General features: G+C 72.1%; 15 protein-coding genes. 9 read left to right on the top strand and 6 right to left on the bottom strand.

Annotated features, from left to right (window positions below; all coding sequences use genetic code 11):
• Positions 1–101: 101 nt before the first annotated feature.
• On the bottom strand, positions 102–1,559 hold the full coding sequence (locus ABTX62_RS36970; RefSeq protein ID WP_352120288.1) for a sensor histidine kinase: 1,458 nt from the start codon (positions 1,557–1,559) through the stop codon (positions 102–104).
• Complete coding sequence (locus tag ABTX62_RS36965; RefSeq protein WP_352120287.1) at positions 1,556–2,254, bottom strand: response regulator transcription factor; 699 nt, start codon at positions 2,252–2,254, stop codon at positions 1,556–1,558. The genes ABTX62_RS36970 and ABTX62_RS36965 overlap by 4 nt, the downstream gene beginning before the upstream one ends.
• A gap of 151 nt (positions 2,255–2,405) precedes the next feature.
• On the opposite strand from ABTX62_RS36965, the gene ABTX62_RS36960 reads away from it, so the two are divergent.
• Genes ABTX62_RS36960 through ABTX62_RS36950 form a run of 3 tightly spaced genes read left to right on the top strand, consistent with a single transcriptional unit; the run spans position 2,406 to position 4,922 of the window.
• Positions 2,406–3,746 (top strand): ferredoxin reductase family protein, encoded by a 1,341-nt coding sequence (locus ABTX62_RS36960; protein ID WP_352120286.1) that lies wholly within the window; start codon positions 2,406–2,408, stop codon positions 3,744–3,746.
• Positions 3,747–3,756: 10 nt separating this feature from the next.
• Positions 3,757–4,179 carry an FMN-binding protein gene (locus tag ABTX62_RS36955; RefSeq protein ID WP_352120285.1) on the top strand — a complete coding sequence of 141 codons (423 nt, stop codon included), beginning with the start codon at positions 3,757–3,759 and terminating at the stop codon, positions 4,177–4,179.
• Positions 4,180–4,184: 5 nt separating this feature from the next.
• On the top strand, positions 4,185–4,922 hold the full coding sequence (locus tag ABTX62_RS36950) for an FAD:protein FMN transferase (protein ID WP_352120284.1): 738 nt from the start codon (positions 4,185–4,187) through the stop codon (positions 4,920–4,922).
• A 148-nt stretch (positions 4,923–5,070) separates the two neighbouring features.
• On the opposite strand, the gene msrB is transcribed toward ABTX62_RS36950, so the two are convergent.
• The 4 genes from msrB to ABTX62_RS36930 all read right to left on the bottom strand — a co-directional run bounded on the left by msrB (position 5,071) and on the right by ABTX62_RS36930 (position 8,554).
• Positions 5,071–5,478 carry a peptide-methionine (R)-S-oxide reductase MsrB gene (msrB, locus tag ABTX62_RS36945; protein WP_352120283.1) on the bottom strand — a complete coding sequence of 136 codons (408 nt, stop codon included), beginning with the start codon at positions 5,476–5,478 and terminating at the stop codon, positions 5,071–5,073.
• 14 nt (positions 5,479–5,492) lie between these two features.
• Positions 5,493–6,884: a UDP-N-acetylmuramate--L-alanine ligase gene (gene murC / locus ABTX62_RS36940; RefSeq protein WP_352120282.1), complete on the bottom strand. Its 1,392-nt coding sequence runs from the start codon at positions 6,882–6,884 to the stop codon at positions 5,493–5,495.
• A 142-nt stretch (positions 6,885–7,026) separates the two neighbouring features.
• Positions 7,027–7,500: a beta/alpha barrel domain-containing protein gene (locus ABTX62_RS36935; protein WP_352120281.1), complete on the bottom strand. Its 474-nt coding sequence runs from the start codon at positions 7,498–7,500 to the stop codon at positions 7,027–7,029.
• Between the two features lie 250 nt (positions 7,501–7,750).
• Entirely contained in the window at positions 7,751–8,554 is an 804-nt protein-coding gene (locus tag ABTX62_RS36930; RefSeq protein ID WP_352120280.1) for a pyrimidine reductase family protein, read from the bottom strand.
• 37 nt (positions 8,555–8,591) lie between these two features.
• Here ABTX62_RS36930 and zapE point away from each other — a divergent pair, with 37 nt between their 5' ends.
• From zapE to ABTX62_RS36900, 6 genes are all read left to right on the top strand, one after another.
• Positions 8,592–9,695 carry a cell division protein ZapE gene (gene zapE, locus ABTX62_RS36925; RefSeq protein WP_352120279.1) on the top strand — a complete coding sequence of 368 codons (1,104 nt, stop codon included), beginning with the start codon at positions 8,592–8,594 and terminating at the stop codon, positions 9,693–9,695.
• Between the two features lie 197 nt (positions 9,696–9,892).
• Positions 9,893–10,321, top strand: coding sequence for a hypothetical protein (locus ABTX62_RS36920; protein WP_352120278.1), 429 nt, complete (start codon positions 9,893–9,895; stop codon positions 10,319–10,321).
• A gap of 79 nt (positions 10,322–10,400) precedes the next feature.
• Positions 10,401–10,982, top strand: coding sequence for a carbonic anhydrase (locus ABTX62_RS36915; RefSeq protein ID WP_352120277.1), 582 nt, complete (start codon positions 10,401–10,403; stop codon positions 10,980–10,982).
• 8 nt (positions 10,983–10,990) lie between these two features.
• The gene (locus ABTX62_RS36910) at positions 10,991–12,475 is read left to right on the top strand and encodes a SulP family inorganic anion transporter (RefSeq protein WP_352120276.1); all 1,485 of its coding nucleotides are present in this window, start codon (positions 10,991–10,993) and stop codon (positions 12,473–12,475) included.
• 164 nt (positions 12,476–12,639) lie between these two features.
• Entirely contained in the window at positions 12,640–13,530 is an 891-nt protein-coding gene (locus tag ABTX62_RS36905; RefSeq protein WP_352120275.1) for a slipin family protein, read from the top strand.
• Positions 13,531–13,620: 90 nt separating this feature from the next.
• Positions 13,621–15,003 (top strand): alkaline phosphatase PhoX, encoded by a 1,383-nt coding sequence (locus ABTX62_RS36900; RefSeq protein ID WP_352120274.1) that lies wholly within the window; start codon positions 13,621–13,623, stop codon positions 15,001–15,003.
• The last annotated feature ends 88 nt before the right edge of the window (positions 15,004–15,091 follow it).

Raw genomic sequence — 15,091 nt, 5'->3', positions numbered from 1 at the left:
TCGTACTGGGTGTACTTGGGCTTGCGCCCGGTGCGGCGAGAGTGCGTGCCGGGCGTCGCGACGGGGCGAACGTTGCCTGCTGCGGCACTAGAGGGCGCCTCTCACCGGTCGGCGGGGTGGACGCCCGGCGCGGGCAGGCGCACCGTGAACACCGTCGCTCCCGGTGCGCTGTTCAGCTCGATGCGGCCGCCGTGGGCGCGGACCAGCGACTGGGCGACCGCGAGGCCCAGGCCGCTGCCGCCGCGGTCGCGGCTGCGGGCCTTGTCGACGCGGTAGAAGCGGTCGAAGACCCGGGCCCGGTCGTCGGGCGGGATGCCCGGCCCGGTGTCGGCGACCCGCACCTCGGCGGCGCCGGGCAGGAGGGCGACCTCCACCGACACCTTCGTCCCGGCGGGGGTGTGCACCGCGGCGTTGGTGAGGAGGTTGTCGACGACCTGCCGGATGCGCAGCGGGTCCATCGGCAGCATCACCGGACCCGGCCCCGCGAGGACGGTGAGCGGATGGTCCGGGCGGCCCGCGCGGAAGGCGTCCGCGGCCTGGCCCACCAGCTCCACCAGATCGGCGTCCCGCAGACACAGCGGCGCCTCCGCCTCCGCCGCGTCCAGCCGGGCGAGCAGCAGCAGGTCGTCCAGGAGGATACCCATGCGGGCGGCCTCGGCGCGCAGCCGGGCCAGGTGCCGGTCGCGTTCCTCGGGGGCGTTGGCGGCGGCGTACTGGAAGAGGTCGGCGTAACCGCGCACCGACATCAGCGGGGTGCGCAGTTCGTGCGAGGCGTCCGCGACGAAGCGGCGCAGCCGCTGCTCGGCCTCCGCGCGCACGGCGAGGGAGTCGTCGATGTGCTCCAGCATCGTGTTGAAGGCCGTGCGCAGTTCGTCCACCTCGGGCCCGCCGTCCCGGCCGTCGGCGCGCAGCGGCAGCCGGGCCGCCGACTCGGTCAGGTCGTGCGAGGCGATGCCGTGCGCGGTGGAGGCCATGTCGCTGAGCGGCTTCAGGCCGCGGCGCAGCATCCGGCGGCCGAAGACGACCAGCGCGAGCAGTGCGAGCGCGAAGGTGACGACCTGAATGGTGATCAGCTGCCTGACGGTGTCCTCGATGTCCTCCAGGGGCGCGGCACTGACCAGGACCACACCGGGCTCGACCTCGCAGGCGCGCAGCCGGTAGGTGCCCGCGCCCCTGAGGTGCTCGGTGCGCAGGAGTTCGGTGTGCGCGGCGGTCTGCGCCCGGGCCAGGGAGGTGAAGTCGTCGACGTCCTTCGGCAGATCGGCGGGGTCCTCGGGCCTGCGGAGCTCGGGCGTGCCGTCCGACACGTCGTACACGGCGTAGAACCAGCTGTAGTACTTCTTGCCGGAGATGGTGCCGTAGTCCGCGATGCTCTTGGACTGGGCGATCTGGGCCTGCGCCAGCTGCGTGTCGAGCTGGGCGGCGAGATAGTCCCGCATGTACGTGGTCAGGGCCGTGCCGACGACGGCGAACACCACCAGGGACAGGGCGCCGAGGCCGAGGGCCAGCCGGGTGCCCAGCCGCATCCCGCGGTAGGCCCCTCGCAGCCGGGCGATCACCCGGCGGCCTGGCGCAGCACGTACCCGAATCCGCGCACGGTGTGGATGAGCGGCGCGCCGCCGTCGTCGGTCTCGTCGAGCTTGCGGCGCAACCGGCTGACGACCAGCTCGACGACGTTGGAGCGGCCGCCGAAGCCGTACTCCCACACGTGGTCGAGGATCTGCGCCTTGGTGAGCACGGTGGGCGACTTGCGCATGAGGTAGCGCAGCACCTCGTACTCGGTCGGGGTCAGCGACAGCTGCCTGTCGCCACGGCGCACCTCACGGGTGTCCTCGTCCATCGTCAGGTCGCCGACCTGGAGCACGGACCGCTGGAAGGCGGGTCCGGCGCTGCGCCGCAGCACGGTCCGCAGCCGGGCCATCAGCTCCTCCACGGCGAACGGCTTGACCAGGTAGTCGTCGCCGCCCCGGGTCAGGCCCGCGACCCGGTCGGCGACGCCGTCGCGCGCGGTGAGGAACACCACCGGCACCATCGTGCCGGAGGCGCGCAGCCGGTCCAGGACACCGAAGCCGTCCACGCCGGGCAGCATCAGGTCGAGCACCACGATGTCCGGGTGGAACTCGGCGGCCCGCACCAGGGCGTCCTCGCCGGTGTACGCGGTCACCGCCTCCCAGCCCTCGTAGCGGGCGACGGTCGCGACGAGGTCGGCGATGGGCGGGTCGTCGTCGACGACGAGAAGTCGTACTTTTTCCACGGACTCATAGTGCTGCACGCGTCGTGGGCCGCCATAGCCGTCCGCCCTCCCGTGGCGCGATCGATAAAAACTTGAAAGTTGAGCGACAGCTTCCCGACAGCTCCCCGGCGCCAGACTCGAATCCCAGGATCCGATCAAGGAGCTGCCGACCGTGACGACCCTCCAGCAACCTCCCGGGGCGACCCGCCCGGGCGTGCGGCCCAAAGTGGTGGGCCGCACCGGCCTGTACGCGGTGCTGCTGACGAACGCCGTCGTGGTGGCCGTCTTCTTCGCGCAGGCCGGATTCGCCTCGAACGCGCTGATCGTGCTGGGCCGGCTGGCCGGGCTGTACGCGGCGCTGCTGATGGCGTTCCAGCTGCTGCTGGTGGCACGGCTGCCGTGGTTCGACCGGCGGCTCGGCATGGACCGGCTGACGTCCTGGCACCGCTGGACGGGCTTCTCGGTGCTGTGGCTGCTGCTGGCGCACGCCGTGTTCATCGTCTTCGGCTATGCGCGGGCCTCGTCGCTGGACCCGGTGAACCAGCTGGTGGACCTCGCCGAGACGGTCGAGGGGGTGCTCCGGGCGATCGTCGCCCTGGCGGTCCTCATCGTGGTCGGCGCGGTCTCGGCCCGTTACGCCCGGCGCCGGCTGGCCTACGAGACCTGGCACTTCATCCACCTGTACACCTACGTGGCGGTGGTCCTGGCGTTCACCCACCAGGTCGCGGCCGGGACCACGTTCACCTCGTCAGCGGCGGCGACGGCGTACTGGTACGGCGTGTGGGGCGTGGCCCTGGCCTCGGTGTTCGCCGGCCGGCTGGTGCTGCCGCTGCGGCGCAACCTGCGGCACCGGCTGCGGGTGACGGCGGTCGTTCCCGAGAACGACCAGGTGGTGTCGGTCTACGTCACCGGCCGCGACCTGGACCGGCTGCCCGCCCGGGCCGGGCAGTTCTTCCTGTGGCGGTTCCTGACGAAGGACCGCTGGTGGCAGGCGAACCCGTTCTCGCTGTCCGCCGCCCCCGACGGCCGTACGCTCCGCCTGACCGTGAAGCGGGCCGGTGACGGCAGCGCGGCCCTGCGGCACCTCAAGGTCGGCACGCGCGTGTTCGCTGAAGGCCCCTACGGCGCCTTCACCGCCCTGCACCGCACCCGCCCGGACGCCGTGCTCATCGCCGGTGGCGTCGGTGTCACGCCGATCCGGGCCCTGCTGGAGGAACTGCACGGCCACGCCGTCGTGATCTACCGGGTGGCCACGGACCAGGACGCCGTGCTCCACGACGAGCTGCGCGACCTCGCGCTCACCAAGGGCGCCGAACTGCACCTGGTCACCGGCCCGCCGGTGCCGGACCGGCTGGCGCCGCGGGAGCTGGCCCGGCTGGTGCCGGACATCGCCGGGCGGGACGTCTACCTGTGCGGTCCGCCGCCGATGATGAACGCGGTGCTCGGCAGCCTGCGCGAGCTGGGCGTGCCGTCGTCGCAGACCCACTTCGAACGCTTCAGCCTGGCCGGATGAGGAGACTGTCGTGAAGCGAGCCCTGCCCGTCCTCGTCCTGAGCGTCGCCGGCCTGATCCCGGTCTGGCGCTACGCCCCGTCGCACGACACCGGGTCGTCGTCGGGCGCCGCGCAGGCCGCGGCGCCGGCATCGACACCCTCGGTCTCGTCGTCCGCGGGGCCCGACGGCACCACGACCACGGTCGTCTCGGGGTCCACCGTCGACACCGAGAAGGGACCGGTGCAGGTCCAGGTCACCTTCGAGGGCGACGAGATCGCCTCGGTGCGGATGCTGCGGCAGCCGAATCATCCGCAGACCACGGCCGCCGTGCCGAAGCTGATCGCCGAGACCCTGCGGGCGCAGAACGCCGACATCGACACGGTGTCCGGCGCCACGATCACCAGCGACGGTTACAAGGAGTCGCTCCAGGCCGCCATCGACGCGAGGGGCTGAGGGGCATGCGGCGCGTCGAGCACGTGATGGGGTTCCCGGTGTCGGTGCGGATCGACGACGAGGACGTCCCCGAGGCAGCGGTGGACGGCCTGTTCGCCTGGCTGCGCGAGGTCGACGCGCGGTTCAGCCCGTTCCGCGAGGACAGCGAGGTGTCCCGGCTGGACCGGGGGGAGGTGCGCGAACCCGGCCCCGAGCTCCGCGCGGTCCTGGACCTGTGCGAGGAGTACCGGATCGTGACCGGGGGCGCCTTCGACGTCCGTCTGCCCGGCCGCGGCCTCGACCCCTGCGCCGTGGTGAAGGGCTGGTCGGTGCAGAAGGGAGCGGAGCTGCTGCGGGCGTCCGGGGCGCGGCGCTTCTGCCTCAACGCGGGCGGCGACGTGATCGCCTCCGGCGGCCCCTGGCGCGTCGGCGTACGGCACCCCGAGCACGCCGACCGGCTGTGCGCGGTCCTGGACGTCACGGACCGGGCGGTGGCCACCTCCGCCCGCTACGAACGCGGCGACCACATCCTCGACGGGCGCACCGGCCGCCCCGCGACCGGCCTGCTCAGCATGACCGTCGTGGCCCCGACCCTGACGGAGGCCGACACCGTCGCCACGGCCGCGTTCGCGCTGGGCGCGGAGGGCGTCGCGTGGGCGGCGGCCCGCGAGAACTGCGAGGTGTTCGCGGTGGACGCGGGGAGGCGGGTACTGCGCAGTGCGGGGTTCCCGCGGGCGGCGGCCGGTGGGGTCGCGGCGGCGTGAGCCGGTGGGGTCGCGGCGGCGCGAACCGGTGGGGTCGCGGCGGCGCGAACCGTACCCGTCGCGGCGGCGCGAACCGTACCCGTCGCGGCGGCAGGTCCTTGCCCGGCACCCTCGCCCGGAAGGAGTGCCGCGTCCGCTGAGCGGCGCCTCAGCCCTCCTCGGGGGCCAGGCGCAGAGCGATCGAGTTGATGCAGTACCGCTGGTCCGTGGGCGTCGGATACCCCTCGCCCGCGAACACGTGCCCGAGGTGCGAGCCGCACCGGGCGCACCGCACCTCGGTGCGCATCATGCCGTGCGAACGGTCCTCGATCAGCTCGACCGCGTCGGTGTCCTTCGGGTCGAAGAACGACGGCCAGCCGCAGTGGGACTCGAATTTCGTGTCCGAGGTGAACAGGTCCGCGCCACAGGCGCGGCAGGAGTAGACGCCCCGGGTCTTGGTGTCGGTGTACTCACCGGTGAAGGCGGGTTCGGTGGCCGCCTGCCGCAGGACCGCGTACTCCCCCGGGGACAGCTCCGCACGCCACTGCTCGTCCGGCTTCTCCACGTCGTACGGCATGAGCCTTCAGCCCCTCAGTTCGACAGACGGTCCAGGATCAGCGGGCCGAGGTCGGTGACATCGCCCGCTCCCATGGTGAGAACGAGATCCCCGGGCTTCGCCATTCCCGAGACGACCGACGCCACGTCCGCCTTGTCGTGCACGGGGGTCACGTCCGCGCCCGAGTCCCGGGCCGCCTCGATGATCAGCTCGCTCGTCACGCCCGGGATCGGGTCCTCACGGGCCGGATAGATGTCCAGCACGACCGAGGCGTCCGCGAGGGCGAGGGACCGGCCCATCTCCTTGCCGAGCTCCTGCGTGCGCGAGAAGAGGTGCGGCTGGAAGACGACCAGGATCCGGGCGTCCCCGGCCGCCGCGCGCATGGCCTCCAGGTCGGCGGTCATCTCGGTGGGGTGGTGCGCGTAGGAGTCGATGACCTGCACGCCCGCGGCCTCGCCCTTCAGCTGGAGCCGCCGCTTCACGCCCGTGTACGCGGCGATCGCCGGGGCCAGCTCGGCCGCCGGGACACCGAGCGCCACGCCCGCCGCCAGCGCGGCGACCGCGTTGTGCGCGTAGTGCCGACCGGGCACGGAGACCGTGAAGGTCAGCTCCTCACCCTCCAGCACCACGGTGACCTCGCTCTTCAGCCCTTGCGGCACGACGGACCGGATGCGCACGCCGGCGTCCTCGGACTCGCCGTACGTCACCACGGTCACGTCGCGGGCCCGGACGCGGCGCGTGAGTTCCCGGGCGCCCTCGTGGTCGGCGGCGATCACCAGCGTGCCGCCCTCCGCGATCCGGTCCGCGAACGTCTCGAACGACTCGTAGATCTCGTCCATGGACGCGTAGTTGGCGTGGTGGTCGAGCTCGACGTTGAGGACGATCGCGACCTCGGGCGCGTACTTGTGGAAGCTGCGGTCCGACTCGTCCGCCTCGGCGACGAAGATCTCGCCCTCGCCGTGCAGCGCGTTGGAGCCGGGCGCGTCCAGGTCGCCGCCGATCGCGTACGACGGCTTCAGACCCAGTTCGCTCAGCGACACCGCCAGCATCGACGTGGTGGTCGTCTTGCCGTGGGTCCCGGCGACGGCGATCGGCCGCAGCCCGTCCATCAGCGCGGCGAGCGCGTCGGAGCGGTGCACCACGGGGATGCCCAGCTCGGCCGCGCGGGCCAGCTCGGGGTTGTCCTGCCGGATCGCCGACGACACGACCACACAGCTGGCGTCAGCGGCGAGGTGCTCGGCGGCATGCCCGATGTGCACGGTCGCGCCCAGTGCCCGCAGCGCCTCGGCCGTGGCCGACTCCTTGGCGTCGCTGCCCGCCACGGCGGCCCCGCGCTGCGCCAGGATCTTCGCGATCCCCGACATTCCGGCCCCACCGATCCCGATGAAGTGCGGTCGGTCCATGGCGGGAGGAAGGCCGGCTGCCATGCGTGTGTCTCCAAGTTCGGGTGACGAGGGTGAGCGGGGCCAAGCCTATTGCGTGCGCGGGGCGGCCATGCCCATCAGGGGCGCGGGGAGCCGCGCGGGCAGCCACGAGCGGCCCGCGCCCGGCGGATCTCACAGCCCGGCGTCACGCCTTGCTGTGCGAGAACAGCTTCAGTACCGGCACCCCCACCTTGTGCCGGGCCCGGGAGGCCCAGTCGCGGTGGAAGAACTCCTCCACGTAGTGGGGATCGGTCAGCACGATGACCTCGTCCGCCCCGGCCTCCTCCACCAGGGACTTCAGCGCGTCCAGCGGGTGATCCTCGATCAGCCGCCCCTCCGCCGCGCTGCCCGAGGCGCGCAGCGCGGCGAGTGACACCTCCAGGGCCCGCTGCCCCACGGTCAGCGCCTCCTCGCCCTCCGGGGTCTCCCCCTCGCGGACGGCCTCGTCGAGCTCGCCGAGCGCCACGTCGTCGATGGCCCGCAGCAGGCGGTCCGCCTGCTCTCCGCGCGGCTGCAGCAGCACCTGGAAGGAGACCGGCTCCTCGCCGTGCAAGGTGGTGACGAACTCCACGTCGGCGGACGTCAGCGCCTTCTCGATCATCAATACGCTGGTGAACACCAGGCGCCCCTTCTGCTCCGGGGGCCCGTGGCCCCGCTCCTCCGCGGGCCGCGCCGGGCCCCGCCGAAACCATCCTGCCCGTGTTCGCACGGGCATTGCGGACCCAGTGTGCCCTCCGCAGACCAAACGGAATGGCACATTCCGCCGATGAACGGACCGATGGCGACCTCAGCCCCGCTTCCGGACGGATCAGCCGGTGTGACTGTCCGACCGTCGACATCTTGTACCCCGCGACCGGCGGTTCAGTGCGTCAGGCACGCCCGTAGCGCGTGAACAGGAAACCGTCCTCCTCCAGGATCGACACCAGTTCGAAGCGGTGCGGGACGGTGACCGCCGGCCCTCCGGCGATGCGCTGCGCGTCGCCCGCCGTGAGCATCGGGGCGACGGTCAGGCACAGCTCGTCGAGCACACCGGCCGCGACCAGCTGGCCCAGCAGCCGCGGGCCGCCCTCGGTCAGCAACCGGGTGTGCCCGAGGTCGGCGAGGGCCCGGACGGCGCGGGCGGGATCGACGCCGAGGCCGTCCCCCGCGGTCACCACCCTGGCGCCCGCCTTCTCCGCGGTGGCGACCCGGTCCGGGGCGGCCGCGGCGCCGGTGAGGATCAGGGTGGGCACCAGGGGCGAGGCGAACAGCGGAAGCGAGAAGTCCAGGTCGAGGCCGGCGGTGACCACCGCGATCGCGGGGGCGGGCCGCTGTCCGGCCGCCTCCCGCATCGCCGCGAAGTCCTCCCGCGCGCGGGCCGGGCGGTAGCCCTCCTTGCGCACCGTTTCGGCGCCGACGACCACGACGTCCGCGAGCGCCCGCAGGGTGCCGAAGATCCGCATGTCGGTGGCGTTGGAGATGGGCTGCGAACGGCCGTCGTGCTGGGCGGCACCGTCCAGCGTGGACACCATGTTGGCGCGCAGCCACGGCGCCGGGCCTGCGGGCCCCGGCGCGGGATAGGCGTACGCGGCGGCCAGTTCGTCCAGGCTCCACTCCCGTCCGGCGTCCCCACCGGACCCGCCGCCCGGGGCCGGAGCTGCTGTTTCATCGGTCACAGGGAACAGACGTCGCATGCCGTGCAGTGTTCCACGCCCCGTAGCATGGTGAACCGTGTCCTCTTCCCCCGTCCCCTCCGGAACCGGCCCCCTGACCGACCCGGCCCCGCTGTCCCTGTGCGCCCGTGAGCCGCGGGTGCCCGCGGACCGGCTGGTCGCCGAGATGGTGCCGCCGCCGCGGTTCGACTCCGTCCGCTTCGGTACATACCTCCCCGACCCGAACCAGCCCAGCCAGACGGAGGCCGTCCGGGTCCTGGAGGGTTTCGCTGCGGGCCTCGGCTCCGAGGCGGCCGCGGGCTCCGGCAAGCGGCGGCTGTTCGGTTTCGGCAAGGCGGCGAAGAAGGCCCCCGCCGGCCCGCGCGGCGTCTATCTCGACGGCGGTTACGGCGTCGGCAAGACCCACCTGCTCGCGTCCCTGTGGCACGCCACCCCGGCCGAGCCCGCGCTCAAGGCCTTCGGCACGTTCGTGGAGCTGACGAACCTGGTCGGCGCCCTCGGGTTCCAGCAGACGGTCCGGACGCTGTCCGGTCACCGCCTGCTGTGCATCGACGAGTTCGAGCTCGACGACCCGGGCGACACCGTCCTGGTCTCCACGCTCCTCGGCCGGCTCGTCGACGAGGGCGTGGCGCTGGCCGCCACCTCCAACACGCTGCCCGGCAAGCTCGGCGAGGGCCGGTTCGCCGCGGCCGACTTCCTGCGTGAGATCCAGGGCCTGTCGGCCCACTTCCGCGCCCTGCGCATCGACGGCGAGGACTACCGCCACCGCGGCCTGCCCGAGGCGCCGCCGCCGTACTCCGACGAACAGGTGACGAAGGCGGCGCACACCACCGAGGGCGCTTCCCTCGACGCGTTCTCGCCCCTCCTGGAGCATCTCGCCCGGGTCCACCCCAGCCGGTACGGCGCTCTGACGGACGGGCTCAAGGCCGTGTGCCTCACCGGGGTGCGGCCGGTTCCCGACCAGTCGACGGCCCTCCGGCTCGTCGTCCTCGCGGACCGGCTCTACGACCGGGAGGTGCCGGTGCTGGCCTCGGGTCTGCCCTTCGACCGGTTGTTCAGTGACGAGATGCTGAACGGCGGGTACCGCAAGAAGTACTTCAGGGCCATATCCCGGCTCACCGCCCTCGCCCGTGACGCGGGCAAGCTGGTCGACTTCCGGTAGCCGAGCCCCTTTACAGCGCCGACCGGGCGGTGGACAGGGCCTGTTCAGGCCATCCCACCTACAATTTTCAGGCTCTCTTCAGCTGGAAACGTTAAGTTAACCCTGCAAACGATGTTGCAGGGTTAACGTGTTTCTTGACCAGTCATTGACCAAGTGTTGGTCAGCGCTGGACGTGTCAATCGGCTGAAGGGGGGCGCATGTTCCGAGGTACGACGGTGCGGACCGTGGTTTCGATCCTCGCCGCCGCCCTGCTCGCCCTCCAGTTCTTCGCACCCACCGTGTCCTTCGCATCCGCGCATACGCACGGTCAGGTCGAGGCCCACGCCCAGCCCGGCACGAAGCCCTCCGGAAAGTCCTCGCGCCCCGGACACAAGCATCCCGGGAAGGCTCTGCGCGACGAGACGGCCTCCTGCCGCGCCGGACACCACGGGGACCCGACCGGTCCCCTGCGCACCCGCGACCGGTCCCACACCGCCGACTCGGCGCCCACGGCCCCCGATCGGCCGATGCAGCGGCGCATCCGGCCGGCGGCACCCGAAGCGGCCGGACCCGGCGCCGCGCACCACCGCACATCGAGATCCTCGACGTCGCACACCCCGGCGGCGCTTCAGGTCTTTCGCTGCTGAGCAGCAGAGCAGTTCCCCCCACCCTCTGTCATGCCCGTCCGACGCGCCCCCACTGCGCGCCAGGAGGATCACCACACTCATGCAACCCCTCATCGACAACGCCCGCACCTTCGGACAGCGCCCTGAGGAGTTCGCCCACCTCGCCGAGGGCCAGTCCCCCGACGTCCTCTTCATCACCTGCTCCGACTCCAGGGTCGTACCGGCCCTGATCACGGGCGCCCGTCCCGGCGAGCTCTTCGAGCTGCGCACCGCGGGCAACGTCGTTCCCCCGCACTCCTTCGAGCACCCCACATCGGAGGCGGCCACGATCGAGTACGCCGTGGAGGTCCTCGGCGTCAAGGAGATCGTGGTCTGCGGCCACTCGCACTGCGGCGCCGTGGGCGCGGTCGTACGCGGCGACGACCTCGCCGCCGTACCGGCGGTGCGCGACTGGCTGGCACGTGCCGCCGACGCGCCCGAGTGCTCCGACCCGGCCGATCCGGCCGTCGCCGAGGCCGTACAGAACCACGCTCTCGCCCAGGTGCTGCGTCTGCGGTCCTACCCCTGCGTCGAGCGCCGGCTGGCCGAGGGCCGACTCGGCCTGCGCGCCTGGTTCTACGAGGTGCACACGGGAGTCGTGCGCGAACACCGTGCGGACACCGACTCCTTCGAGAAGTTGTGAGGAACTCCATGACCAAGTTCCCGCATCTCAGGCAGGACTTCACCGCCTCGCTCGTCGTGTTCCTGGTCGCGCTCCCGCTGTGCGTGGGCGTGGCCGTCGCCTCCGGTGTCCCGGCCGAACTCGGCCTGGTCACCGGCATCGTGGGCGGCCTGGTCACCGGACTCCTGCCGGGCAGCAGCCTTCAGGTGTCCGGGCCGGCCGCCGGTCTGACCGTGCTCGTCTTCGAGGCCGTCCAGGAGTACGGGCTGCCGGCGCTCGGCATCATCGTGCTGGCCGCCGGCCTGCTCCAGCTGATCATGGGCGCGCTGAAGCTCGGCCGCTGGTTCCGCGCGATATCCGTCTCGGTCGTCGAGGGCATGCTGGCCGGAATCGGTCTGGTGCTCATCGCCGGCCAGCTGTACGCGACGGCCGGGCTGAAGGCGCCCGCCTCCGGCATCGACAAGATCCTCGGCCTGCCCGGTGCCGCCGTCGACGCGGCCGGCAGCACGGCGGCGCTCACCTCCCTCGCGCTCGGCACGGCCACCATCGCGGTGATGGTGCTGTGGAAGAAGCTGCCCCAGCGGGCGCAGGCCGTTCCCGGCGCGCTCGCCGCGGTGATCCTGGCCATCGCGGCCACCGCCCTGTTCAACCTGCCGGTCGCCACCGTCGAGGTCAAAGGCCTGCTGGGCTCCATCCAGCCGCCCGGACCGGACACCTTCGGCGGCGTCGGCATCGGCATCATCGGCACGATCATCGCCTTCACCCTGATCGCCTCCGCCGAGAGCCTCTTCAGCGCCGCGGCGGTGGACCGGCTGCACGACGGCCCGCGCACGCGGTACGACAAGGAACTGATGGCTCAGGGCGCGGGCAACACGCTCTGCGGTGTGCTCGGCGCGCTGCCGATGACCGCGGTCATCGTCCGCAGCTCCGCCAACGTCAGCGCCGGCGCGAAGACCAAGGCGTCACGGGTGCTGCACGGGGTGTGGCTGCTGCTGTTCGCCGCGCTGCTGCCGGGCACGCTGGCCCTGATCCCGCTGCCCGCGCTCGCCGGCATCCTGGTCCACGCGGGCTTCAAGCTGATCCCCTTCCAGAAGATGGTCCCGCTGTGGAAGGAGCACCGGGGTGAGGCGCTCATCCTGGTCGTCACCGCGGTGTCGATCGTCGCGGTGAACATGTTCGAGGGTGTGCTCATCGGTCTGGCCCTGTCGGTCATGAAGACCGCCTGGGAGGCCTCGCACATCAAGCTCGAGATCATCGACAAGGGCGCCGGCCCGATCCAGGCGTACCTGTCCGGCAACGCGACGTTCCTGCGGCTGCCGAAGATCCTCGGCGACCTGGAGGGCCTGCCGCAGGACCGTCCGGTCGAGCTGGACCTCTCGGGTCTGCACCACCTCGACCACGCCTGCCGAACGGCACTGGAGAACTGGGCCGCACGCCACAGCGCGACGGGTATCGAGCCGGTGAAGGTCACGGAGCCCACCGGGGCCCCGGCGGAGAAGCTCACCGCCGCCTGACGGGCGTCCGACCCACCCTGGTCCGGGGCGCGCCGGCTGCGCGCCCCGGACCACTCACGTCCGCCCCCGTTCCGCCCCGGCCCGCAGGGCGTGGCCCCGTACCGCTTTCCGGGCATATCGTGACAGAAGGCGAAGATTTCGGACCTCTGGACGGGGAGGTCGGCATGGTCGAAGAGCTGGTCGGTGCGGTGGCCGCGGTCGGGGCCGGGGCACTGGTCTATCTGGCCTCCGCGGCGCGGGTCGTCAAGCAGTACGAGCGCGGCGTCGTCTTCCGGCTCGGGCGGCTGCACGGGCAGGTACGGCGGCCCGGGTTCACCCTCGTCGTCCCCGCGGTGGACCGGATGCGCAAGGTCAACCTGCAGATCGTGACCATGCCGATCCCCGCCCAGGAGGGCATCACCCGCGACAACGTGACCGTGCGGGTCGACGCGGTGGTGTACTTCAAGGTCGTGGACCCGGCGGCCGCGATCGTCAACGTCGAGGACTACCGCTTCGCCGTCTCGCAGATGGCACAGACGTCGCTGCGCTCGATCATCGGCAAGAGCGAGCTGGACGATCTGCTGTCCAACCGCGAGAAGCTCAACCAGGGCCTGGAGCTGATGATCGACAGCCCGGCCGTGGAGTGGGGTGTGACCATCGACCGCGTGGAGATCAAGGATGTCTCCCTGCCGGACACCATGAAGCGTTCCATGGCCCGGCAGGCGGAGGCCGACCGGGAGCGGCGGGCCCGGCTGATCAACGCCGACGCCGAGTACCAGGCCTCGAAGAAGCTGTCCCAGGCCGCCCAGCAGATGGCCGACACGCCCTCGGCGCTCCAGCTCCGGTTGCTGCAGACGGTCATGGCGGTGGCGGCGGAGAAGAACTCCACGCTGGTTCTGCCCATTCCGGTGGAACTGCTGCGGTTCCTGGAACGGGGCGGTGGGCAGCCCTCCGCGACGGCCGAGGGGCACGCCGACGAGGCGGTGGACCGGGCGGAGCCGGCGGAGCTGTCGGAGGGCGCCGTCGACCGCGTGGAAGAGGCCATGGAGCGGCTGCGGCGCGCGGTCGAGCAGTGACCCGTGCTACGCGCGTGGTTCCCGCCGCCCGCACCAGGTGATAGACACAGCGGGATCACAGTTCCTGTCCGCCAGCAGGAAGGTTTCCCCATGACCGCGTCCGGTCGCTCCGCCACACGACGTCAGATGCTCGCCGGAACGGGCGCCCTGGGCGTCGGAATCGCGTTCTCCGGCGCCCTGTCCGAACTCTTCGCCGGCACCGCCGCCGCACAGGGCCTCGGCCGCACCGGCTACGGCCCGCTCGTCCCCGACCCCGAGGGCGTCCTCGACCTGCCGGAGGGCTTCGGCTACCGGGTCCTCTCCCGCGAGGGAGACGAACTCCGCTCCGGCGAGGGCAAGGTCCCCTCCAACCACGACGGCATGTCGGCCTTCCCCGGCAGAGGCGGCCGCGTCCACCTGGTCCGCAACCACGAGAACCGCGTCAACGGCAGGGTGCCGGTCCCGACGGTCGAGGGTCTCACCTACGACCCGGCCGCCGAGGGCGGCTGTACGGCGCTGACGCTGGACTCCCACAACCGGGTCCGCTCGGAACGCGTCGCGATCGCCGGTACGGCCGTGAACTGCGCCGGTGGCCCCACCCCGTGGAACACCTGGCTGACCTGCGAGGAGACCGAGGACAAAGCCGGTGCCAACGGCTACACCAAGGACCACGGCTTCATCTTCGAGGTCGACCCGGCCGACCCGCACCGCACCGGGGCCGTGCCGCTGACCGCGATGGGCCGCTTCGCGCACGAGGCGATCGCCGTCGACCCCCGGCGGGGCGTGGTGTACGAGACCGAGGACGCCTTCGAGAAGCCCTTCGGCCTCTTCTACCGCTTCCTGCCACGACGCCCGCTGGGCGGACGGGGTTCGCTGCGCGCGGGCGGCCGGCTCCAGGCCATGCGCGTGCCGGGGGTGCCGGACCTGTCCTCCGTCCAGGACGTCGGCGCCGAGTTCGACCGCGTCGAGTGGGTGGACGTCCCGGACCCGCAGGCCGCGCGGACGCCGATCCGGTTCCAGGACTTCGGCCGCGGGGGCATCACACACGCGCAGAAGCTGGAGGGCTGCTACTGGGGCGGCCGGTCGGTGTACTTCGTGTCGTCCTTCGCCCGCCGCTCGGACGGTTCGGCCGCCGACCACTTCGGGCAGGTCTGGCGCTACGACCCGGAGTGCCGCCGGCTCACCCTGGTGATCGTGTTCGGCCCGGACACCGATGTGCGGTTGCCGGGCGAGTCGCCGGACAACATCTGCCTGGCGCCCAGCGGCGGACTCATGGTGTGCGAGGACGGCAACGGCGCCCAGCACGTCTACGGCGTCACCAGGCGGGGCGAGGTCTACGCGATGGCCCGCAACCGGCAGAACATCGGCACCGAGCAGGAGCCCGAGTGGGGTGAGTTCGCCGGGGTGAGCTTCTCGCCCGACGGCGACACGATGTACGTCAACTGCTACACGCCCGGCACCACGTTCGCGGTGACGGGCCCCTGGCGCCGCTAGGGGGCTTCTGATGGATCTACGTGGAAGAAGGAGCGGCGTTCGGTGCGTGCGATCGGCGTGCGCCGTGAACGGTCATGTGGCGGAGCCA

This window comes from Streptomyces sp. NPDC096046 (assembly GCF_040303285.1).
GTDB lineage: Bacteria > Actinomycetota > Actinomycetes > Streptomycetales > Streptomycetaceae > Streptomyces.
The sequence above is the reverse complement of the archived record's forward strand: the minus strand, read 5'-3'. Positions and strand labels throughout refer to the sequence as shown.